This is a genomic window from uncultured Pluralibacter sp. (assembly GCF_913775985.1).
GTDB lineage: Bacteria > Pseudomonadota > Gammaproteobacteria > Enterobacterales > Enterobacteriaceae > Pluralibacter.
This window is the reverse complement of the sequence record NZ_CAJYMB010000010.1, coordinates 21066-36282: the sequence shown is the minus strand read 5'-3', so window position 1 is coordinate 36282 and position 15217 is coordinate 21066. Positions and strand designations below refer to the sequence as shown.

Genomic DNA, 15217 nt, shown 5'->3' with positions numbered 1-15217 from the left:
ATAATCACCTGATTTAATTAGAATAATAGGGTAAATCGGTTTCTGGTATCGAGGTATTCAGGGCACAGTTTTCCCGGACGCAGCGCGGGTGCGCTGCGCCGGGCAGTAATATCAATGCGTTATTTCAGGTAGGGCGCGAGCCAGCCGAGCCCGTCTTCCGTGCGGCCGCGCGGGATGTACTCGCAGCCGATCCAGCCGTCGTAGCCCACCGCGTCCAGCAGGTTGAACAGCCACGGATAGTTAATTTCGCCCTCGTCCGGCTCGTGCCGGTCCGGGGCGGACGCTATCTGAATATGGCGGTAGCGCCCCGCGTACTCGCGGATCAGATGGCTCAGATTGCCGTCCACCAGTTGGGCGTGGAACAGGTCGAGCTGGGTGAAGACGTTTGGCCTGTCGATGCGCGCCGCCAGGTCCAGCGTCTGGTACTGGCTGGCGTATAGATAGTTGGGCTTGGTGACCGGATTGAGCGCCTCCAGCAGCAGGTTAACGCCGTGCGGCGCGAAGCGTTCGGCGGCGTAGCGCATGTTGGCAATCATCGTCGCTTCATACGCGGCGCGGTCGGCACCGGGGGGCACAACGCCTGCCATGACGTGAACCTGCGGGCAGCCCAGAGCCAGCGCGTACTCCAGCGCCCGGTCAATATCGGCGCGGGTCTCCTGCTCAAGACCGGGCACCGCCGCCAGGCCCCACTGCCCCGCCGCAATATCCCCCGGCGCGGTGTTGAACAGCACCAGCGCGAGCTGGTGCTTCTCCAGCTCGGCCTTAATCACCTCCGCCGGATAGTCGTAGGGAAACAGAAACTCGACGGCGCGAAATCCGGCTTTCGCGGCGGCGCCGAAGCGTTCCAGAAACGGGTACTCGTTAAACTGCGTGGATAAGTTAGCTGCAAATTTAGGCATCAGTTGTTCCTTAATTCTGCCACTTCGCTATCGGTGAGATAGCGAATCGAGCGGTCGCCGAGCGTGAACATCAGACGCGCGGTCTCCTCCAGTTCTTCCAGATTATCGGCGGCCTGCCGCAGGGACGCACCCGTCACCACCGGGCCGTGATTGGCCAGCAGAAACGCGCGGTAGCGCGCGGCCCGCCGGGCCAGCTCCTGCGCCAGCCGAATATCGCCGGGCTTGTAGTAGGGCACCACCGGCACGTCGCCTACCCGCATCACCACGTAAGGAGTGAACGGGCGGATGCAGTTCTGCTCGTCCAGCCCGCTCAGGCAGGAGAGCGCGGTCAGATAGTGGCAGTGCAGGTGCACCACCGCTTTGCACTGCGGGTTGTTGAGATATAGCTCCCGGTGAAAGGCGATCTCTTTCGACGGCTTGTCCCCCGACAGCCACTCGCCGTCCAGGGTCACCTTCGAGAGCCGGTCGGCCTCCAGCTCGCCGAGGCAGGAGCCGGTGGGGGTTGCCAGCAGCATGCCGTCCTCCAGCAGCAGGGAGAGGTTGCCCGCCGAGCCGGTGGCGTAGCCGCGCTGGAAAAACGACGCTCCGAGTTTCACCATCTGCTGGCGGGCCTGTTGTTCACTCATAGCGGAAACTCCGTCTGGGCGCGGGCGAAGAACGCCTCATCGCCAAAGTTGCCTGATTTCAGGGCCAGAGAGAGCGGCTGACGGATATCCCGCACCCAGGGCACGCCGGGGGAGATGGCCGGGCCGATGTGGAAAGCGGTGACGCCAAGCGCCTGCGCCACCACGCCGGAGGTTTCCCCGCCGGCCACGATAAAGCGCTGCCAGCCGCGGGCGTGCAGCGTGCGGGCCACCGCGGCAAACAGCTGTTCTACCGCCTCGCTGCTGCGGGCGGCGCCGTGCTGCTGCTGAATGGCCTGCAGCGCCCCCGCGTCGGCGGTAGCGTACAGCAGCGGCGCCAGAGCGGCCCCGGCGCTGGCCTCTTCCACCCAGCCGCACAGCTCGCAGGCGTAGCCGTCCGCGTCTTCAAGACAGCGCGCTACCTCCACGCTGCGGGCCGGAGCGATGCGGCGGTAGGCCTCCACCTGCCGGTTGGTCATCTGCGAACAGGAGCCTGACAGCACCACCGCTCTCGCGCCCTGCGGCCAGCCTGCCTGCTGGGCATCAGCGCCCTGCTGCGGTTCAACCGCCCACGCCCGGGCAATGCCGATGGCCAGCCCCGAGCCGCCGGTGACCAGCGTCATCGCCTTCAGCGCCTCGCCCTGGGTAACCAGATGCTGCTCGCAGGTGGCGTCCAGCACCGCATAGCTGATGCCCTGCGCCGCGAGCGCGTCGAGCCTGTCGCGCACCGCCGCCGGGCCCTTGTCCATCACCGCGGTATTAACCACCGCCGCCCTGCCCCGCGCCTGGCGTTCCATCAGCCGCACCAGGCTGCTGTCGGTCATCGGCGTCACCGGATGATGGCGCATGCCGGACTCCGCCAGCAGCTGGTCGCCGACGAAGAGGTAGCCCTGATACACCGTGCGCCCGTTCACCGGCAGCGCCGGCGAAATAACCGTTCGGGTTTCCCCCAGCGCGTCCAGCAGCGCGTCGGTCACCGGACCGATATTGCCTTCGGCGGTGCTGTCGAAAGTGGAGCAGTATTTAAAGTAGAAGCGATCGCAGCCCTGCTGGCGCAGCCACGCCAGCGCCGCCAGCGCCTGTTCGATAGCCTGCGGCACCGGGCAGGAGCGGGATTTGAGGCTGACAACGATAACCCGCGCGTCCGGCGCGTCGAACTGCTCGGGGACGCCGTTCACCTGGATAACCGACAGGCCGTTCTGCACCATAAAGCTGGCGATATCGGTGGCGCCGGTAAAGTCGTCGGCAATAACGCCTATGCGCTTCATACTGCCTCCCCGGCACCCGGCAGGGTGATGCCGCTGAAAATTTTAATTACCGCGCTGTCGTCCTCGCGTCCGTGCCCGGCGTTGCTGGCTTCGGTAAACATGTTCAGCGCGGTGGAGGCCAGCGGCAGCGGGAAGTGCAGCGATTTGGCGGTGTCCGCCACCAGGTTCAGATCTTTAACAAAGATATCGACCGCAGATTTCGGCGAGTAGTCACCGTCCACTACGTGGCGCATGCGGTTTTCAAACATCCACGAGTTTCCGGCGGCGTTGGTGACCACCTGATACATGGTTTCCAGCGGGATCCCCGCGCGGGCGGCCAGCGCCATCGCCTCGGCGCCGACGGCAATGTGCACCCCGGCCAGCAGCTGGTGGATAATTTTCACCGTGGCGCCGAGGCCGATTTTATCTCCGACGCGGTAAACCTTCGCCGCCACCGCGTCCAGCACCGGCTGCAGGCGGGCAAAAACTTCGTCGCTGCCGGCGGCCATCACCGTCATCTCGCCCAGCGCCGCCTTTGCCGCACCGCCGGAGACCGGCGCGTCCAGCATCAGCAGCTGATGCTCCGCCAGCCGCTGCTCGATGGCCTGCGCGTCGGCGGCGGAAATGGTGGACGAGACCATCACCACAGAGCCCGGGCGCAGCTGCGCCGCCAGGCCGTCATCGCCAAACAGGATGCTGTTGACCTGAGCGGCGTTAACTACCAGCAGCAGCACCGCGTCCAGCTCGCGGGCGAACCCGGCGGCAGAAGGCTGTGCATCCCGCGCGCCGGCCTGGCGCAGGGTTTCCAGCGCCTGCGGATTGATATCCACGCCCCAGGTATTCAGCCCGGCGCGGATGCACGACTGCGCCGCGCCCATTCCCATCGATCCCAGGCCGACAACGGCGACATTTTTTACGGTTGCTGACACGGCACACCTCCTGGTGTTAAATTAAGTGATATTTTGTTCATATGAGTTAACTTTGCCGCAGCAGGCGGCAGATAAAAGTGCTCATTATCACAAAAATTAACTTATCAACGTTTGAAGTAACAAATATTCACATCAAGAGCAGTCCTGTTCTGCGCTAAAAGCGCCGTTGCAGCGCAACGCAGGATGTGCTGAATGTGAAAAAATGATAAAGCGAGCCGCTATGATCCCCACCGAACGCCATCAAAAAATTTTAGCCCTGGTCGCCGAGCGCGGCGTGGTCAGCATTGCCGAGATGACCGAGCGCCTGGGCGTGTCGCATATGACCATCCGCCGGGACGTGCAGAAGCTGGAGGAACAGGGGGCGCTGCTGTCGGTCTCCGGCGGGGTGCGCTCGCCCGACAGGCTGGCGGCGGAGCCGACTCACCTGGCAAAAACCGGGATGTACAGCAGCGAGAAAACGGCCATCGGCCGCTGCGCCGCCCGCACTATCCCGCGCAACAGCTGTATCTATCTGGATGCCGGAACCACCACTCTGGCGCTGGCGCGGGAGCTGCTGGATCGCGACGATTTACAGATTATCACCAACGATTTCGTCATTGGCCGCCTGCTGATGGAAAGCAGCCGCTGCCGCCTGATCCACATTGGCGGCACCGTTTGCCGGGAGAACTGCTCCACCGTGGGCGAGTCTGCCGCCCGCAGCCTGCGCCAGCTGGCTATCGACATCGCCTTTATTTCGGCGTCATGCTGGGGCCCGCGGGGATTGTTTACGCCGAATGAAGAGAAAGTCCCGGTCAAGCAGGCGGCCAGCGACGTCAGCAGCAAGCGGGTGCTGCTGAGCGATAGCTCGAAATACAACAAGATTGCCACCCACCTGGCGCTGCCGCTGGCGCAATTTGACCTGCTTATTACCGACGGTGGCCTGAGCAAAGCCGGACGCGAGGCGCTGGAGGGCGGGCGCTGGGAGCTGGTGATTGCCTGAGCGGCGTGAGGCACTGAGCGGCCTGCAGCAGTGTAGTCTGTTCGGCATTAAGCCCGTGTTTACACAAAAGTCATAAGGATTGTCATGGCATCTCCCGATTTGCAAACCCAATTTACCCGCGTCCCTGCGTCAATTTTTTACGGCACATCAGAGCGTTAACGTTGGCGGCATTGCGGGAGAATTAATGCTAGCAAAGGTTAATTACAACTGGACGACCTGTTGTTCATTAGCGTCCTGAGCAAGGTAGCATGCGGACATACTTATCCCGTAAACGCATGTGAATATCACTGAAAGCAACAGACTTATGGCCGCCCGATCTCCCTTCCTGCCGGTGTTGTGATTTTCCCCGGCAAATCACCTAACGTCATTTGAAAAGCGTCGAGCTAAGACACTTTTAAACGTGCGTTTAAATGATCTATAGTTAACCCTCTTACCGAGGAGCTCACATTATGGCATTTCAGGTTCTGACCACCACGGCAGCGAGTATTACCGAACTAAAACGCGATCCTATGGGCACTTTCTACGCCGGAGAAGGCGCAGCGGTAGCTATTCTTAATCGCAATGAACCCGCATTCTACTGTGTTCCCCCTGCCCTCTATGCACAGCTAATGGAACTGCTCGAAGATGAAGAATTGGGCCGGATTGTGGATGAACGATCCGACGAAAGGGTTATTGAGGTTAATATTGATGACCTATAGGTTGGCCTTTAGTGAAACGGCGCTGAAAGAGTGGAAGAAACTGGGCCACACGCTGCAGGAGCAGTTCAAAAAGAAGCTCAGGGAGCGCCTGGAAAATCCTCGGGTTCCGGCATCTCAGCTGCACGGACGTAAGGATCAATATAAAATTAAGCTGCGCGGCGCCGGGTACCGTCTGGTCTACCGGGTCGAGGACGGTATTTTGACGATTATCGTTGTCGGCATTGGCAAGCGCGAAAACGACGATATTTATAACATGACGCAAAACCGTACCTAACCTTGCGCTGCAAACACGCTTCCCGCCTGAATAAACAGGACTTTCGGTCATTTCTGCATTGCTCCCTGAGCGCATCCGGCCTACCCTTTTAGGGTCTGGAACATATGTTCCTTCCTATGCACTACCTGGAGGTTAGGATGAGTCTCTTTAGTTTTGTCAAAGATGCGGGCGAAAAACTGTGGGATACCGTGAGCGGTAAAACCCCGGAAAACATGAGCGAAAAGCTGAAATCGCACCTCGAAAAACTGAATCTACCCGGCGCGGAAAACGTTAACGTCAACGTTGATGAGAGCGGCAAAGCCGAGGTTACGGGCGAGGGCCTGAGCCAGGAAGCGAAAGAAAAAGTGCTGGTGGCGGTAGGTAACGTCTCCGGTATTTCTGAGGTTGTGAACAACCTGAAAACCACCGACGGCGCGGAAGAGAGCACCTACTACACCGTGAAATCCGGCGATACCCTGAGCGCGATTGCCAAATCGCAGTACGGCGACGCCAACGCCTACAATAAAATCTTCGAAGCCAACAAGCCGATGCTGAGCCATCCGGATAAAATCTATCCCGGCCAGACGCTGATCATTCCGAAGAAGTAATACTGTATACCGCAAAGATCGCCCGATCTTTGCGGTTTTTATTACTCCCGCCGCAGCCGCGCCGAATTACAAATCCACAGCGTCACCACCAGCAGCAAAATCGCCGCTGAATAGATAAGCACGTCAATGGGAGACTGGTGATCGACGATGATCAGCCGGACGATAGCGGTAATGCCGATATAGACGAAATAGCGCAGCGGAAAGTGAAAGCCCGACTGGAAGTACTTCACGATCAGCGCAATAAACTCAAAGTAGAGGAAGTAAACCACCAGCCCTTCCACCAGCTCATATTTGCTGGCCCGCTCCGGGGTGAACAGCACATCCGCAAGATGTACGGTCTCTTTACCGAGGAATACAATAAGAATCAGGCCCAGGCACAGCAGGCCGAGGTTCAGCACGCTTTGCAGAACCGTGGAGATAAAAGTCACTTTGGGTGACGGTGTGGATGTCATGAACGTTTTTCCGGAGTAAACATGGAACGTGATATAGCGCAAATATGTGACGCAGATCTACATTTTTTACTTATCTTTTGTGATGCTTCGCTAACATACGCCACTCTCAGCCTGTTTGCCTACGCTGGATATTCCCATGCTACACATCCGCCCCGCGATGCCCGAAGATGCCCGCCTGCTCTCAGAGATGGGCAGAACAAGCTATCCCTATTATTTTGCCCACCTGTGGCAGAACCCGCAGGAGCTTGCCGATTTTGTACAGCAGGAGTATGACCCGCAGGCCATTGCCGCAACCCTGTCCCGGAGCCGCTGGCTGCTGGCGACCTGGGACGGCGCGCCGGTAGGGTTCGCTAAACTGTCGCTGCATCAGGCTGCCGCCGTCGGCACTATCGCCGGCACGCTGCTGCACAAGCTGTATCTGATGCCGGAGCAAACGGGCAAAGGCATCGGTGAAGCGCTGTTTCAGGCCGCAGAACGTGAGGCAAAAGCCGGTGGCGACCGCTGCCTGTGGCTGGAGGTGCTGGTGGATAATCCGCGCGCCCGGCGCTTCTACGAGCGGCAGGGAATGCATTACGCCGGCGCCACGCAGTTCACCTCTGCCACCCAGACCAGCGTGCTGCATATTCTGGCCAAAATGCTGTAAGCCCCGTGAATAAGCTGTGAATCCCGTCGCCGGGATCATTGCAAAATCGCCACTCACGTCCGCCTCCTGTCCACCAGCCGCAGGTTTTCATTTCTCAACCGCTCTACAGTGGAGAAAAAATAACCCATCGATAGTGAGGTGAGACATGAATACGCTGACCGTCGGGCTTTTCGGCATCGGCCTGGATACCTACTGGCCGCAGTTTACAGGGCTGCGCGCGCGGCTTGAAGGCTATCTCGGCGAGGTAGAAAACCGGCTGCAGAGCGAGCACGTTACCGCGGTCAGCGGCGGGCTGGTGGATAATCTGGCTTCTATGGAACGCGCGGCGGCGCTGTTTGCCGAACGCCGGGTGGACGCGCTGGTGCTGTACGTGACCACCTACGCCCTGAGCTCAACCGTGCTGCCGCTGGTGCAGCAGCTCAACGTGCCGGTGCTGATCCTTGCTCTGCAGCCGCAGCAGCGCCTGCCCGCTGCGGCGATCAATCAGCTAAACGATCGCGGAGCGCGCACCGGCGAGTGGCTCGCCCACTGCCAGGCGTGCAGCGCGCCGGAGCTGACCAACGTTTTCCAGCGCAGCGGCATTGATTACACCCTGGTTCCCGGCTATCTGCATGATGATATCGCCTGGCGGGAAGTGGACAACTGGCTCGCGGCGCTGCGCACCGTCCGGGCGCTGAAGCAGACCAATATCGGCGTGCTCGGCCGCTACTATAACGGCATGTACGACGTCTATTCCGATATGACCAACCTGTCGGCGCGGTTCGGCGTGCGCTTTAACGTGCTGGAGATTTGCGAACTGACAGAGGCGCTGCCTGCCGTCAGCGACGAAGAGCGCCGGCAGAAGCGGCTTCAGATGCAGCAGGTGCTGGAGGTAGACCCGGCCTGTGAAGCGGATGAGCTGCGGCGCGCCGTTGATACCGCGGTAGTGCTGGATAAAACCATCGCTCGCCACCGTCTCGGGGCAATGGCCTACTACTACGAGGGCAGCAGCGGCTCGGCGCAGGAGAACATCATCACCTCGGTGATCCTCGGCAATACGCTACTTACCGCCAGGGGCATCCCGGTGGCAGGTGAGTGCGAAATCAAAAACGTTATCGCCATGAAGATCCTCAGCCTGCTGGGTGCCGGAGGCTCGTTCTCCGAGCCTTACGGTATCGACTTTGAGCAGGACACGGTACAGTGGGGCCACGACGGACCGGCGCATCCGCTGATGGCCGCGGGCAAGGTGCGGCTGGTGCCGCTGCCGATGTATCACGGTAAGCCGGGGAAAGGCGTCTCCATCCAGATGACCGTGGCCGAAGGGCCAATAACCTTTCTGTCGGTGGTGGAGCATCGGGACGGCAGCGTGACCCTGCAGTATGCCGAAGGCGAGGCGGTACCGGGCGAAGTGCTGGACATCGGCAACACTAACAGCCACTACCGCTTTGGCCTGTCGGCGCGGGAGTTTACCCGCCGCTGGTGCGAAGGCGGTCCTGCCCACCACTGCGCCATCGGCGCGGGGCACGTCGGGGAGAAGTTAGAGGCGATAGCGAAGCTGCTGGGGATAGAAACGCTGCGGGTAGGCTAAGCGGAGAAGAGTGAAAAGCGCCCTTCTCCGCAGAGAAGGGCGTAAGGTTTTAACCGCGCCAGGCTTTGTAGCGGTTGATCAGCCCGTTAGTGGAGCTGTCGTGGCTTTCAATCTCTTTACCATCTACCAGTTCAGGCAGGATGCGGCTGGCAAGCTGTTTGCCAAGCTCAACACCCCACTGGTCGAAGGTGAAGATGTTCAGGATTGCGCCCTGGGTGAAGATTTTGTGCTCGTACAGGGCAATCAGCGCGCCGAGGCTGAACGGCGTGATTTCGCGCAGCAGGATAGAGTTGGTCGGGCGGTTGCCTTCGAACACTTTAAACGGCACCACGTAATCGAGGGTGGCCGGATCTTTACCCTGATCGCGGTACTCCTGCTCAACCACCTCGCGGGATTTACCGAACGCCAGCGCTTCGGTCTGGGCGAAGAAGTTAGACAGCAGCTTCTGATGGTGATCGGAAAGCGGGTTGTGGCTGATGGCCGGAGCGATAAAGTCGCACGGCACGATTTTGGTGCCCTGGTGGATCAGCTGGTAGAACGCGTGCTGGCCGTTGGTGCCCGGCTCGCCCCAGATAATTGGGCCAGTCTGGTGATCGACTTTATTGCCGTTGCGGTCAACGTACTTGCCGTTGGACTCCATGTTGCCCTGCTGGAAATAGGCGGCAAACCGGTGCATGTACTGGTCGTACGGCAGGATCGCTTCGGTTTCGGTGCCGAAGAAGTTGTTGTACCAGATGCCAATCAGCGCCAGCAGCACCGGCAGGTTTTTCTCGGCAGGCGTCGTGGAGAAGTGTTTGTCCATCGCATGCGCGCCGGAGAGCAGCTGCACGAAGTTGTCGAAGCCCACGGAAAGAATAATCGACAGGCCAATCGCCGACCACAGAGAGTAGCGGCCGCCGACCCAGTCCCAGAACTCGAACATGTTGTCGGTATCAATGCCGAACTCGCTCACCGCTTTGCCGTTGGTGGACAGCGCGGCAAAGTGCTTCGCGACGTGCTTCTCGTCACCGGCGGTTTTCAGGAACCAGTCGCGCGCGCTGTGGGCGTTGGTCATGGTTTCCTGAGTGGTGAAGGTTTTAGAGGCCACCAGGAACAGCGTGGTTTCCGGGTCGGTCGCTTTCAGCACTTCGGCGATGTGGGTGCCATCGACGTTAGAAACGAAGTGCATGTTAAGGTGGTTTTTATACGGGCGCAGCGCCTCGGTCACCATGAAAGGACCGAGATCTGACCCGCCGATGCCGATGTTAACCACGTCGGTAATCGGCTTACCGGTGTAGCCTTTCCAGCTGCCGGAAATAATGGCTTCAGAGAAATGCTTCATCTTCTCCAGCACCGCGTTCACTTCTGGCATCACGTCTTTGCCATCCACCAGAATCGGCGTGTTGCTGCGGTTGCGCAGGGCAACGTGCAGCACGGCGCGGTCTTCGGTACGGTTGATTTTCTCACCGGAGAACATGGATTTAATCGCACCGGCAAGATCGGTTTCTTTCGCCAGGTCCTGCAGCTTGCTCAGAGTCTCTTCGGTGATGCGGTTTTTAGAGAAATCCACCAGCATCAGATCGTCAAACGTCGCGGAGAACTTTGCAAAGCGATCGCTATCTTTGGCGAACAGCTCGGCAATGGTAACGTCCTTCATTTCATTGAAATGGTTCTGTAGTGCCTGCCAGGCCGCAGTCTGGGTTGGGTTGATGTTTTTCATAGCAATACTCTTTCTGGTGTGAGAATTGTAACCTTGCTCGATTGTAGCGCCTGCAATTTAAATTGTGATGGTTTTTATACCCTAAATAATTCGAGTTGCTTGCAGGCGGCAAGCGAGCGAATCCCCGGGAGCTTACTGAAGTAAGTGACCGGGGTGAGCGAGCGCAGCCAACGCACAAGCAGCTTAAAGTATGACGGGTATATAACACTGGCGAGGTGGTAAAGCGTTATCCGTAAAATGCCCCGTAAAGTATATACCCTTAAAAAGCCGCGCCGCAGGCACTGAAACGCCTGGATACATACTGATACCCGCGTCCTTAGTATGCGTATACCTCCAGCAGAGGTGCTGCGCGAAATACGATAAATCGCTTTTTTATAAGCGCTGTTTCTGAGGGCCCGGAGTGCATGAAAAATCCGCATAATTGTAACGTTGACAGCACACGCCATTAACCCGTATTTATTATGTACAACCTGCACTTACGCAGGCCAGAAGAGGCGCGTTGCCCAGGGACGGTGTTTGAGAAGCCGGTTCGACGAAAGCACCTGAGGGGGAGCAACGCCGAGGTGAAAAGACGTCCCGGCACGCCAATCACCGGCTACAGGGGCTGAATCCCCTGGGCTGTCACCAGAAACGTTCCCAGTCGGGCGTTTCGCAAGGTGGAGCACTTCTGGGTGAATTCGTAGCTGTTGACCGCTCTGCGCCCACCCCGTTTTTCGCTCTTCACTTGTGCCATGGCTGAATACTTGACACGAGGTTTTACACAATGACTACAACACTTCCCTCATTCGTCGTGGCGAAATTCGGCGGCACCAGCGTGGCAGATTACGATGCCATGCACCGCAGCGCCGATGTCGTGCTCGCCGACAGCACCGTGCGCCTGGTGGTGCTTTCCGCCTCTGCCGGCGTAACCAACCTGCTGGTGGCCCTGTCGGAAGGGCTGGAGGCCACCGAGCGCTTCGTTAAGCTCGACGCCCTGCGCAAAATCCAGTTCGATATTCTTGAGCGAATGAAAAGCCCGAACGTGATCCGCGAAGAGGTGGAGCGCCTGCTGGAGAACATCACCACCCTCGCGGAAGCCGCGTCGCTGGCCAACTCACCGGCCCTGACCGACGAACTGGTGAGCCACGGGGAGCTGATGTCCACCCTGCTGTTCGTTGAGATCCTGCGCGAGCGCAGCATCGAGGCGCGCTGGTTTGACGTACGTAAAGTGATGCGCACCAGCCACCAGTTTGGCCGCGCCGAGCCGGATGTGCCGGCACTTGCCGAGCTCGCCGCGCAGCAGCTTGCGCCGCGTCTGGCCGAAGGGCTGGTAGTCACCCAGGGCTTTATCGGCAGCGAAGCTAAAGGCCGCACTACTACGCTGGGACGCGGCGGCAGCGACTATACCGCCGCGCTGCTGGCGGAAGCCCTGCAGGCCAGCCGCGTTGATATCTGGACCGACGTTCCCGGCATCTACACTACCGATCCACGCATTGTTTCCGCGGCCCGCCGCATTGATGTAATCGCCTTTGAAGAGGCCGCTGAAATGGCGACTTTCGGCGCTAAAGTGCTGCATCCGGCTACCCTGCTGCCCGCCGTACGCAGCGATATTCCGGTGTTCGTCGGATCCAGCAAAGAGCCGAAAGCGGGCGGCACGCTGGTGTGTAATAAAACCGACAATCCGCCGCTGTTCCGCGCCCTTGCCCTGCGCCGCAAGCAGACGCTGCTGACGCTGCACAGCCTGAACATGCTGCACTCCCGCGGCTTCCTCGCGGAAGTGTTCGGCATTCTCGCCCGCCACAGCATTTCGGTGGATCTGATCACCACCTCCGAAGTGAGCGTGGCCCTGACGCTGGACACCACCGGCTCAACGTCCACCGCCGATACCCTGCTCACCCAGGCGCTGCTTACCGAGCTATCGTCCCTGTGCCGGGTTGAGGTGGAGCAGAATCAGGCGCTGGTGGCGCTGATCGGCAATAATCTGGTCAATGCCCGCGGCGTCGGCAACGAGGTATTTGGCGTGCTGGCACCGTTCAACATCCGCATGATTTGCTACGGCGCATCCAGCAACAACCTCTGCTTCCTGGTGCCGGGCGAAGATGCCGAGCAGGTGGTGCAGACGCTGCATCGTAATTTGTTTGAATAAATCGCCGCCGCGCGATAAACAATATCTACAGCCGGGCTCGAACCCGGCTTTTTTTATAAAAAACACAACAACAACGCGCATAACCACAAGGATATTCACATGTTACCGACGCTGACGCGGCTGTTTCCGCTCTGGGCGCTGCTGCTCTCCGTGCTGGCGTACTACACGCCTTCTACCTTCACGCCGATTGGCCCCTGGGTGACCACGCTGCTGATGCTGATTATGTTCGGCATGGGCGTGCATCTGAAAATTGATGATTTTAAGCGGGTGCTGTCGCGCCCGGCACCGGTGATCGCCTGTACCTTCCTGCACTATCTGATAATGCCGCTCGCGGCGTGGCTGCTGGCAATGATTTTTCACATGCCGCCGGAACTGTCCTCGGGCATGGTGCTGGTGGGTAGCGTGGCCAGCGGAACGGCATCCAACGTGATGATTTATCTGGCTAAAGGCGACGTTGCGCTGTCGGTCACTATCTCTTCGGTCTCCACGCTGGTGGGCGTTGTCGCCACGCCGCTGCTGACCCGCCTGTACGTGGATGCCCATATTCAGGTGGATGTACTGGGGATGCTGCTCAGCATCCTGCAGATTGTGGTTATTCCGATTGGACTTGGGCTGATCGTCCACCACCTGCTGCCGCGGGTGGTGAAGGCGATAGAGCCCTGGCTGCCGGCGTTTTCCATGCTCTGCATTCTGGCGATTATCAGCGCTGTGGTAGCGGGCTCCGCGTCGCATATCGCCTCGGTGGGAACGGTGGTAATTGCCGCGGTGATCCTGCACAACGCTATCGGGCTGCTCAGCGGCTACTGGGGCGGGCGCCTGTTCGGTTTTGACGAGTCCACCTGCCGCACGCTGGCGATCGAAGTGGGGATGCAGAACTCCGGCCTGGCCGCCGCGCTGGGCAAGCTCTACTTCGGCCCGCTGGCCGCCCTGCCGGGGGCGCTGTTCTCGGTGTGGCACAACCTGTCCGGCTCGCTGCTGGCGGGTTACTGGTCCGGGAAACCGATTGAGAAATCTGAACCCGGCGGGACAGGCCGCTAATGCAAAGAGGGAAGGCCCGGCCTTCCCTCTTTCATCTCGCATTATCCAGCGCACGCTCTGCAGGCCACTCCGCTTTTATTCACCATTTATTTCCTTCGTCTGCCACGCTAATACCCCGAAAAATAAATAGACACGTTCAGATCCGGTTTCTGCGGTAAACTCAGCATTAAACAACCCGGAGGTTACCTATGGCCACTCCCCGTCTTACCCAGCAGGATATGACCGAACAAGAGCAGCGCGAGCTGAAAACCCGCCTGAATCGCGCCCGAATCGCGCACGGCCGCGTGCTGACCAACGCTGAAACCAACCATATCAAGAAAGAGTATATCGACATGCTGATAGCGGCCCGCGAGGCGGAGGCGAAAAAAGCCCGCCAGCTGAAGAAGAAGCAGGCTTATAAGGTGGATAAAGAAGCGACGTTCTCCTGGTCGGCTAATGCACCGGTGCGCGGCAGGCGCTAACGCGGCGCCCGGAAACAGGCCTGTTTTCTTTTTATTTTATCTGCTCAGGGACAGGATAGAAAAGGAAGCAGGCTTATTACTTCAGTGAATTTAAAAGCAGAGATAAACTCATCACCTGTCAAAATAACTAACCAACTAAATCAATACCCCCCTTAACATTAGCCTGATAATAATATAGAGAATACTAACCCCTCTAAATATATGTTATTAACAACATCAGATATACGAATAATTGACCATTTCAAAACACTAGCACACTACTCAATAACCACATTTACTTATTTGAATGTAACCCTAATGAGTTATCACGCGCATCTATTTAGAATAATCGGTTAAAGTCCATATTTCGATACAAATCAAAGATGTTACAGTGCTCTTCTGAGCAACAATCCAATCAAGGAAAGGTGAGTGCTCAGGCGCAATGAAGGATATAAAATATCTATTTATGAAATTTTTTATATCTAACATATTGATGATAGCAAAAACAAAGGGACATTTGATGAAAGTAAAAAATCTGGCAATTGCAATATCGGCAGCTTTAGTCATCTCACCGCTACCGGCGCTGGCAAAGTGCATCACGGATGGCATGGGCAATATTTCATGTAAATCCAGCGGATTCAACGATGTGTTTTATGTCCAGGAAGGACAAGAAGTTGATAAATACAGCCTTGAAACGAAAGGCTATACGACTATGGAGAACAGGGGGGATATTGATACTACCAGGTTTACTGGAAGTGGCACCCTGCTAAACATTAATAATTACGGGCACATTCACAATCTGGACGCGTCAATTACTTCAGGCGATATTAACTTCCACAACTACGCTAAGATTGGAGGTGACGAGGTAAATTCTGGAGGGATGGATATCATTAAATTATCGAGCACAACCGGTAAAGTATCGTTAGTAAATGACGGTGAATACAAAGGTGACTATGTAGTTCTCAGAAGCCCCACAAGTGCTTACCTGGAAAATAACGGATCTATGCATGGCTGGAT

16 protein-coding genes and 1 riboswitch are annotated in these 15217 nt (G+C 58.0%); of the genes, 9 read left to right on the top strand and 7 right to left on the bottom strand.

Features of this window, described 5'->3' with window-relative positions; genetic code table 11:
* Positions 1–119 precede the first annotated feature (119 nt).
* Genes QZ766_RS00745 through ltnD form a run of 4 tightly spaced genes read right to left on the bottom strand, consistent with a single transcriptional unit; the run spans position 120 to position 3698 of the window.
* The gene (locus QZ766_RS00745; RefSeq protein ID WP_297196236.1) at positions 120–899 is read right to left on the bottom strand and encodes an HPr family phosphocarrier protein; all 780 of its coding nucleotides are present in this window, start codon (positions 897–899) and stop codon (positions 120–122) included.
* Positions 899–1525: an aldolase gene (locus tag QZ766_RS00740; protein WP_297196234.1), complete on the bottom strand. Its 627-nt coding sequence runs from the start codon at positions 1523–1525 to the stop codon at positions 899–901. Before QZ766_RS00740 ends, QZ766_RS00745 begins: the two co-directional genes overlap by 1 nt.
* On the bottom strand, positions 1522–2790 hold the full coding sequence (gene otnK, locus QZ766_RS00735; RefSeq protein WP_297196232.1) for a 3-oxo-tetronate kinase: 1269 nt from the start codon (positions 2788–2790) through the stop codon (positions 1522–1524). The genes QZ766_RS00740 and otnK overlap by 4 nt, the downstream gene beginning before the upstream one ends.
* Positions 2787–3698 carry an L-threonate dehydrogenase gene (ltnD, locus tag QZ766_RS00730; RefSeq protein WP_297196230.1) on the bottom strand — a complete coding sequence of 304 codons (912 nt, stop codon included), beginning with the start codon at positions 3696–3698 and terminating at the stop codon, positions 2787–2789. The genes otnK and ltnD overlap by 4 nt, the downstream gene beginning before the upstream one ends.
* A gap of 220 nt (positions 3699–3918) precedes the next feature.
* Here ltnD and QZ766_RS00725 point away from each other — a divergent pair, with 220 nt between their 5' ends.
* The 4 genes from QZ766_RS00725 to lysM all read left to right on the top strand — a co-directional run bounded on the left by QZ766_RS00725 (position 3919) and on the right by lysM (position 6236).
* Positions 3919–4677, top strand: coding sequence for a DeoR/GlpR family DNA-binding transcription regulator (locus QZ766_RS00725; protein ID WP_297196228.1), 759 nt, complete (start codon positions 3919–3921; stop codon positions 4675–4677).
* 449 nt (positions 4678–5126) lie between these two features.
* Positions 5127–5375, top strand: a complete 249-nt coding sequence (locus QZ766_RS00720) for a plasmid stabilization protein (protein WP_297196226.1) — start codon at positions 5127–5129, stop codon at positions 5373–5375.
* Positions 5365–5649 carry a type II toxin-antitoxin system RelE/ParE family toxin gene (locus tag QZ766_RS00715; protein ID WP_297196225.1) on the top strand — a complete coding sequence of 95 codons (285 nt, stop codon included), beginning with the start codon at positions 5365–5367 and terminating at the stop codon, positions 5647–5649. The genes QZ766_RS00720 and QZ766_RS00715 overlap by 11 nt, the downstream gene beginning before the upstream one ends.
* Positions 5650–5786: 137 nt before the next feature.
* The gene (gene lysM, locus QZ766_RS00710; RefSeq protein ID WP_297196223.1) at positions 5787–6236 is read left to right on the top strand and encodes a peptidoglycan-binding protein LysM; all 450 of its coding nucleotides are present in this window, start codon (positions 5787–5789) and stop codon (positions 6234–6236) included.
* Positions 6237–6277: 41 nt separating this feature from the next.
* Here the strand turns inward: lysM and psiE are convergent, their stop codons facing one another.
* Positions 6278–6688, bottom strand: coding sequence for a phosphate-starvation-inducible protein PsiE (psiE, locus tag QZ766_RS00705; protein WP_297196221.1), 411 nt, complete (start codon positions 6686–6688; stop codon positions 6278–6280).
* Positions 6689–6824: 136 nt separating this feature from the next.
* On the opposite strand from psiE, the gene QZ766_RS00700 reads away from it, so the two are divergent.
* Entirely contained in the window at positions 6825–7331 is a 507-nt protein-coding gene (locus QZ766_RS00700) for a GNAT family N-acetyltransferase (RefSeq protein ID WP_297196219.1), read from the top strand.
* Between the two features lie 145 nt (positions 7332–7476).
* A complete protein-coding gene (locus tag QZ766_RS00695; RefSeq protein WP_297196218.1) occupies positions 7477–8898 on the top strand; it encodes an L-fucose/L-arabinose isomerase family protein in 1422 nt (473 codons plus the stop codon).
* A gap of 49 nt (positions 8899–8947) precedes the next feature.
* On the opposite strand, the gene pgi is transcribed toward QZ766_RS00695, so the two are convergent.
* The gene (gene pgi, locus QZ766_RS00690) at positions 8948–10597 is read right to left on the bottom strand and encodes a glucose-6-phosphate isomerase (RefSeq protein WP_297196216.1); all 1650 of its coding nucleotides are present in this window, start codon (positions 10595–10597) and stop codon (positions 8948–8950) included.
* Between the two features lie 481 nt (positions 10598–11078).
* Positions 11079–11272, top strand: a riboswitch (Lysine riboswitch).
* Positions 11273–11360: 88 nt separating this feature from the next.
* Here pgi and lysC point away from each other — a divergent pair.
* The 3 genes from lysC (at position 11361) to QZ766_RS00675 (ending at position 14221) form a co-directional block, all read left to right on the top strand.
* A complete protein-coding gene (gene lysC, locus QZ766_RS00685) occupies positions 11361–12722 on the top strand; it encodes a lysine-sensitive aspartokinase 3 (protein ID WP_297196213.1) in 1362 nt (453 codons plus the stop codon).
* Between the two features lie 99 nt (positions 12723–12821).
* A complete protein-coding gene (gene panS, locus QZ766_RS00680; protein WP_297196212.1) occupies positions 12822–13760 on the top strand; it encodes a ketopantoate/pantoate/pantothenate transporter PanS in 939 nt (312 codons plus the stop codon).
* Between the two features lie 188 nt (positions 13761–13948).
* Positions 13949–14221 carry a DUF3811 domain-containing protein gene (locus QZ766_RS00675; protein WP_297196210.1) on the top strand — a complete coding sequence of 91 codons (273 nt, stop codon included), beginning with the start codon at positions 13949–13951 and terminating at the stop codon, positions 14219–14221.
* 315 nt (positions 14222–14536) lie between these two features.
* Here the strand turns inward: QZ766_RS00675 and QZ766_RS00670 are convergent, their stop codons facing one another.
* A complete protein-coding gene (locus QZ766_RS00670; protein ID WP_297196208.1) occupies positions 14537–14809 on the bottom strand; it encodes a hypothetical protein in 273 nt (90 codons plus the stop codon).
* Positions 14810–15217: the final 408 nt, after the last annotated feature.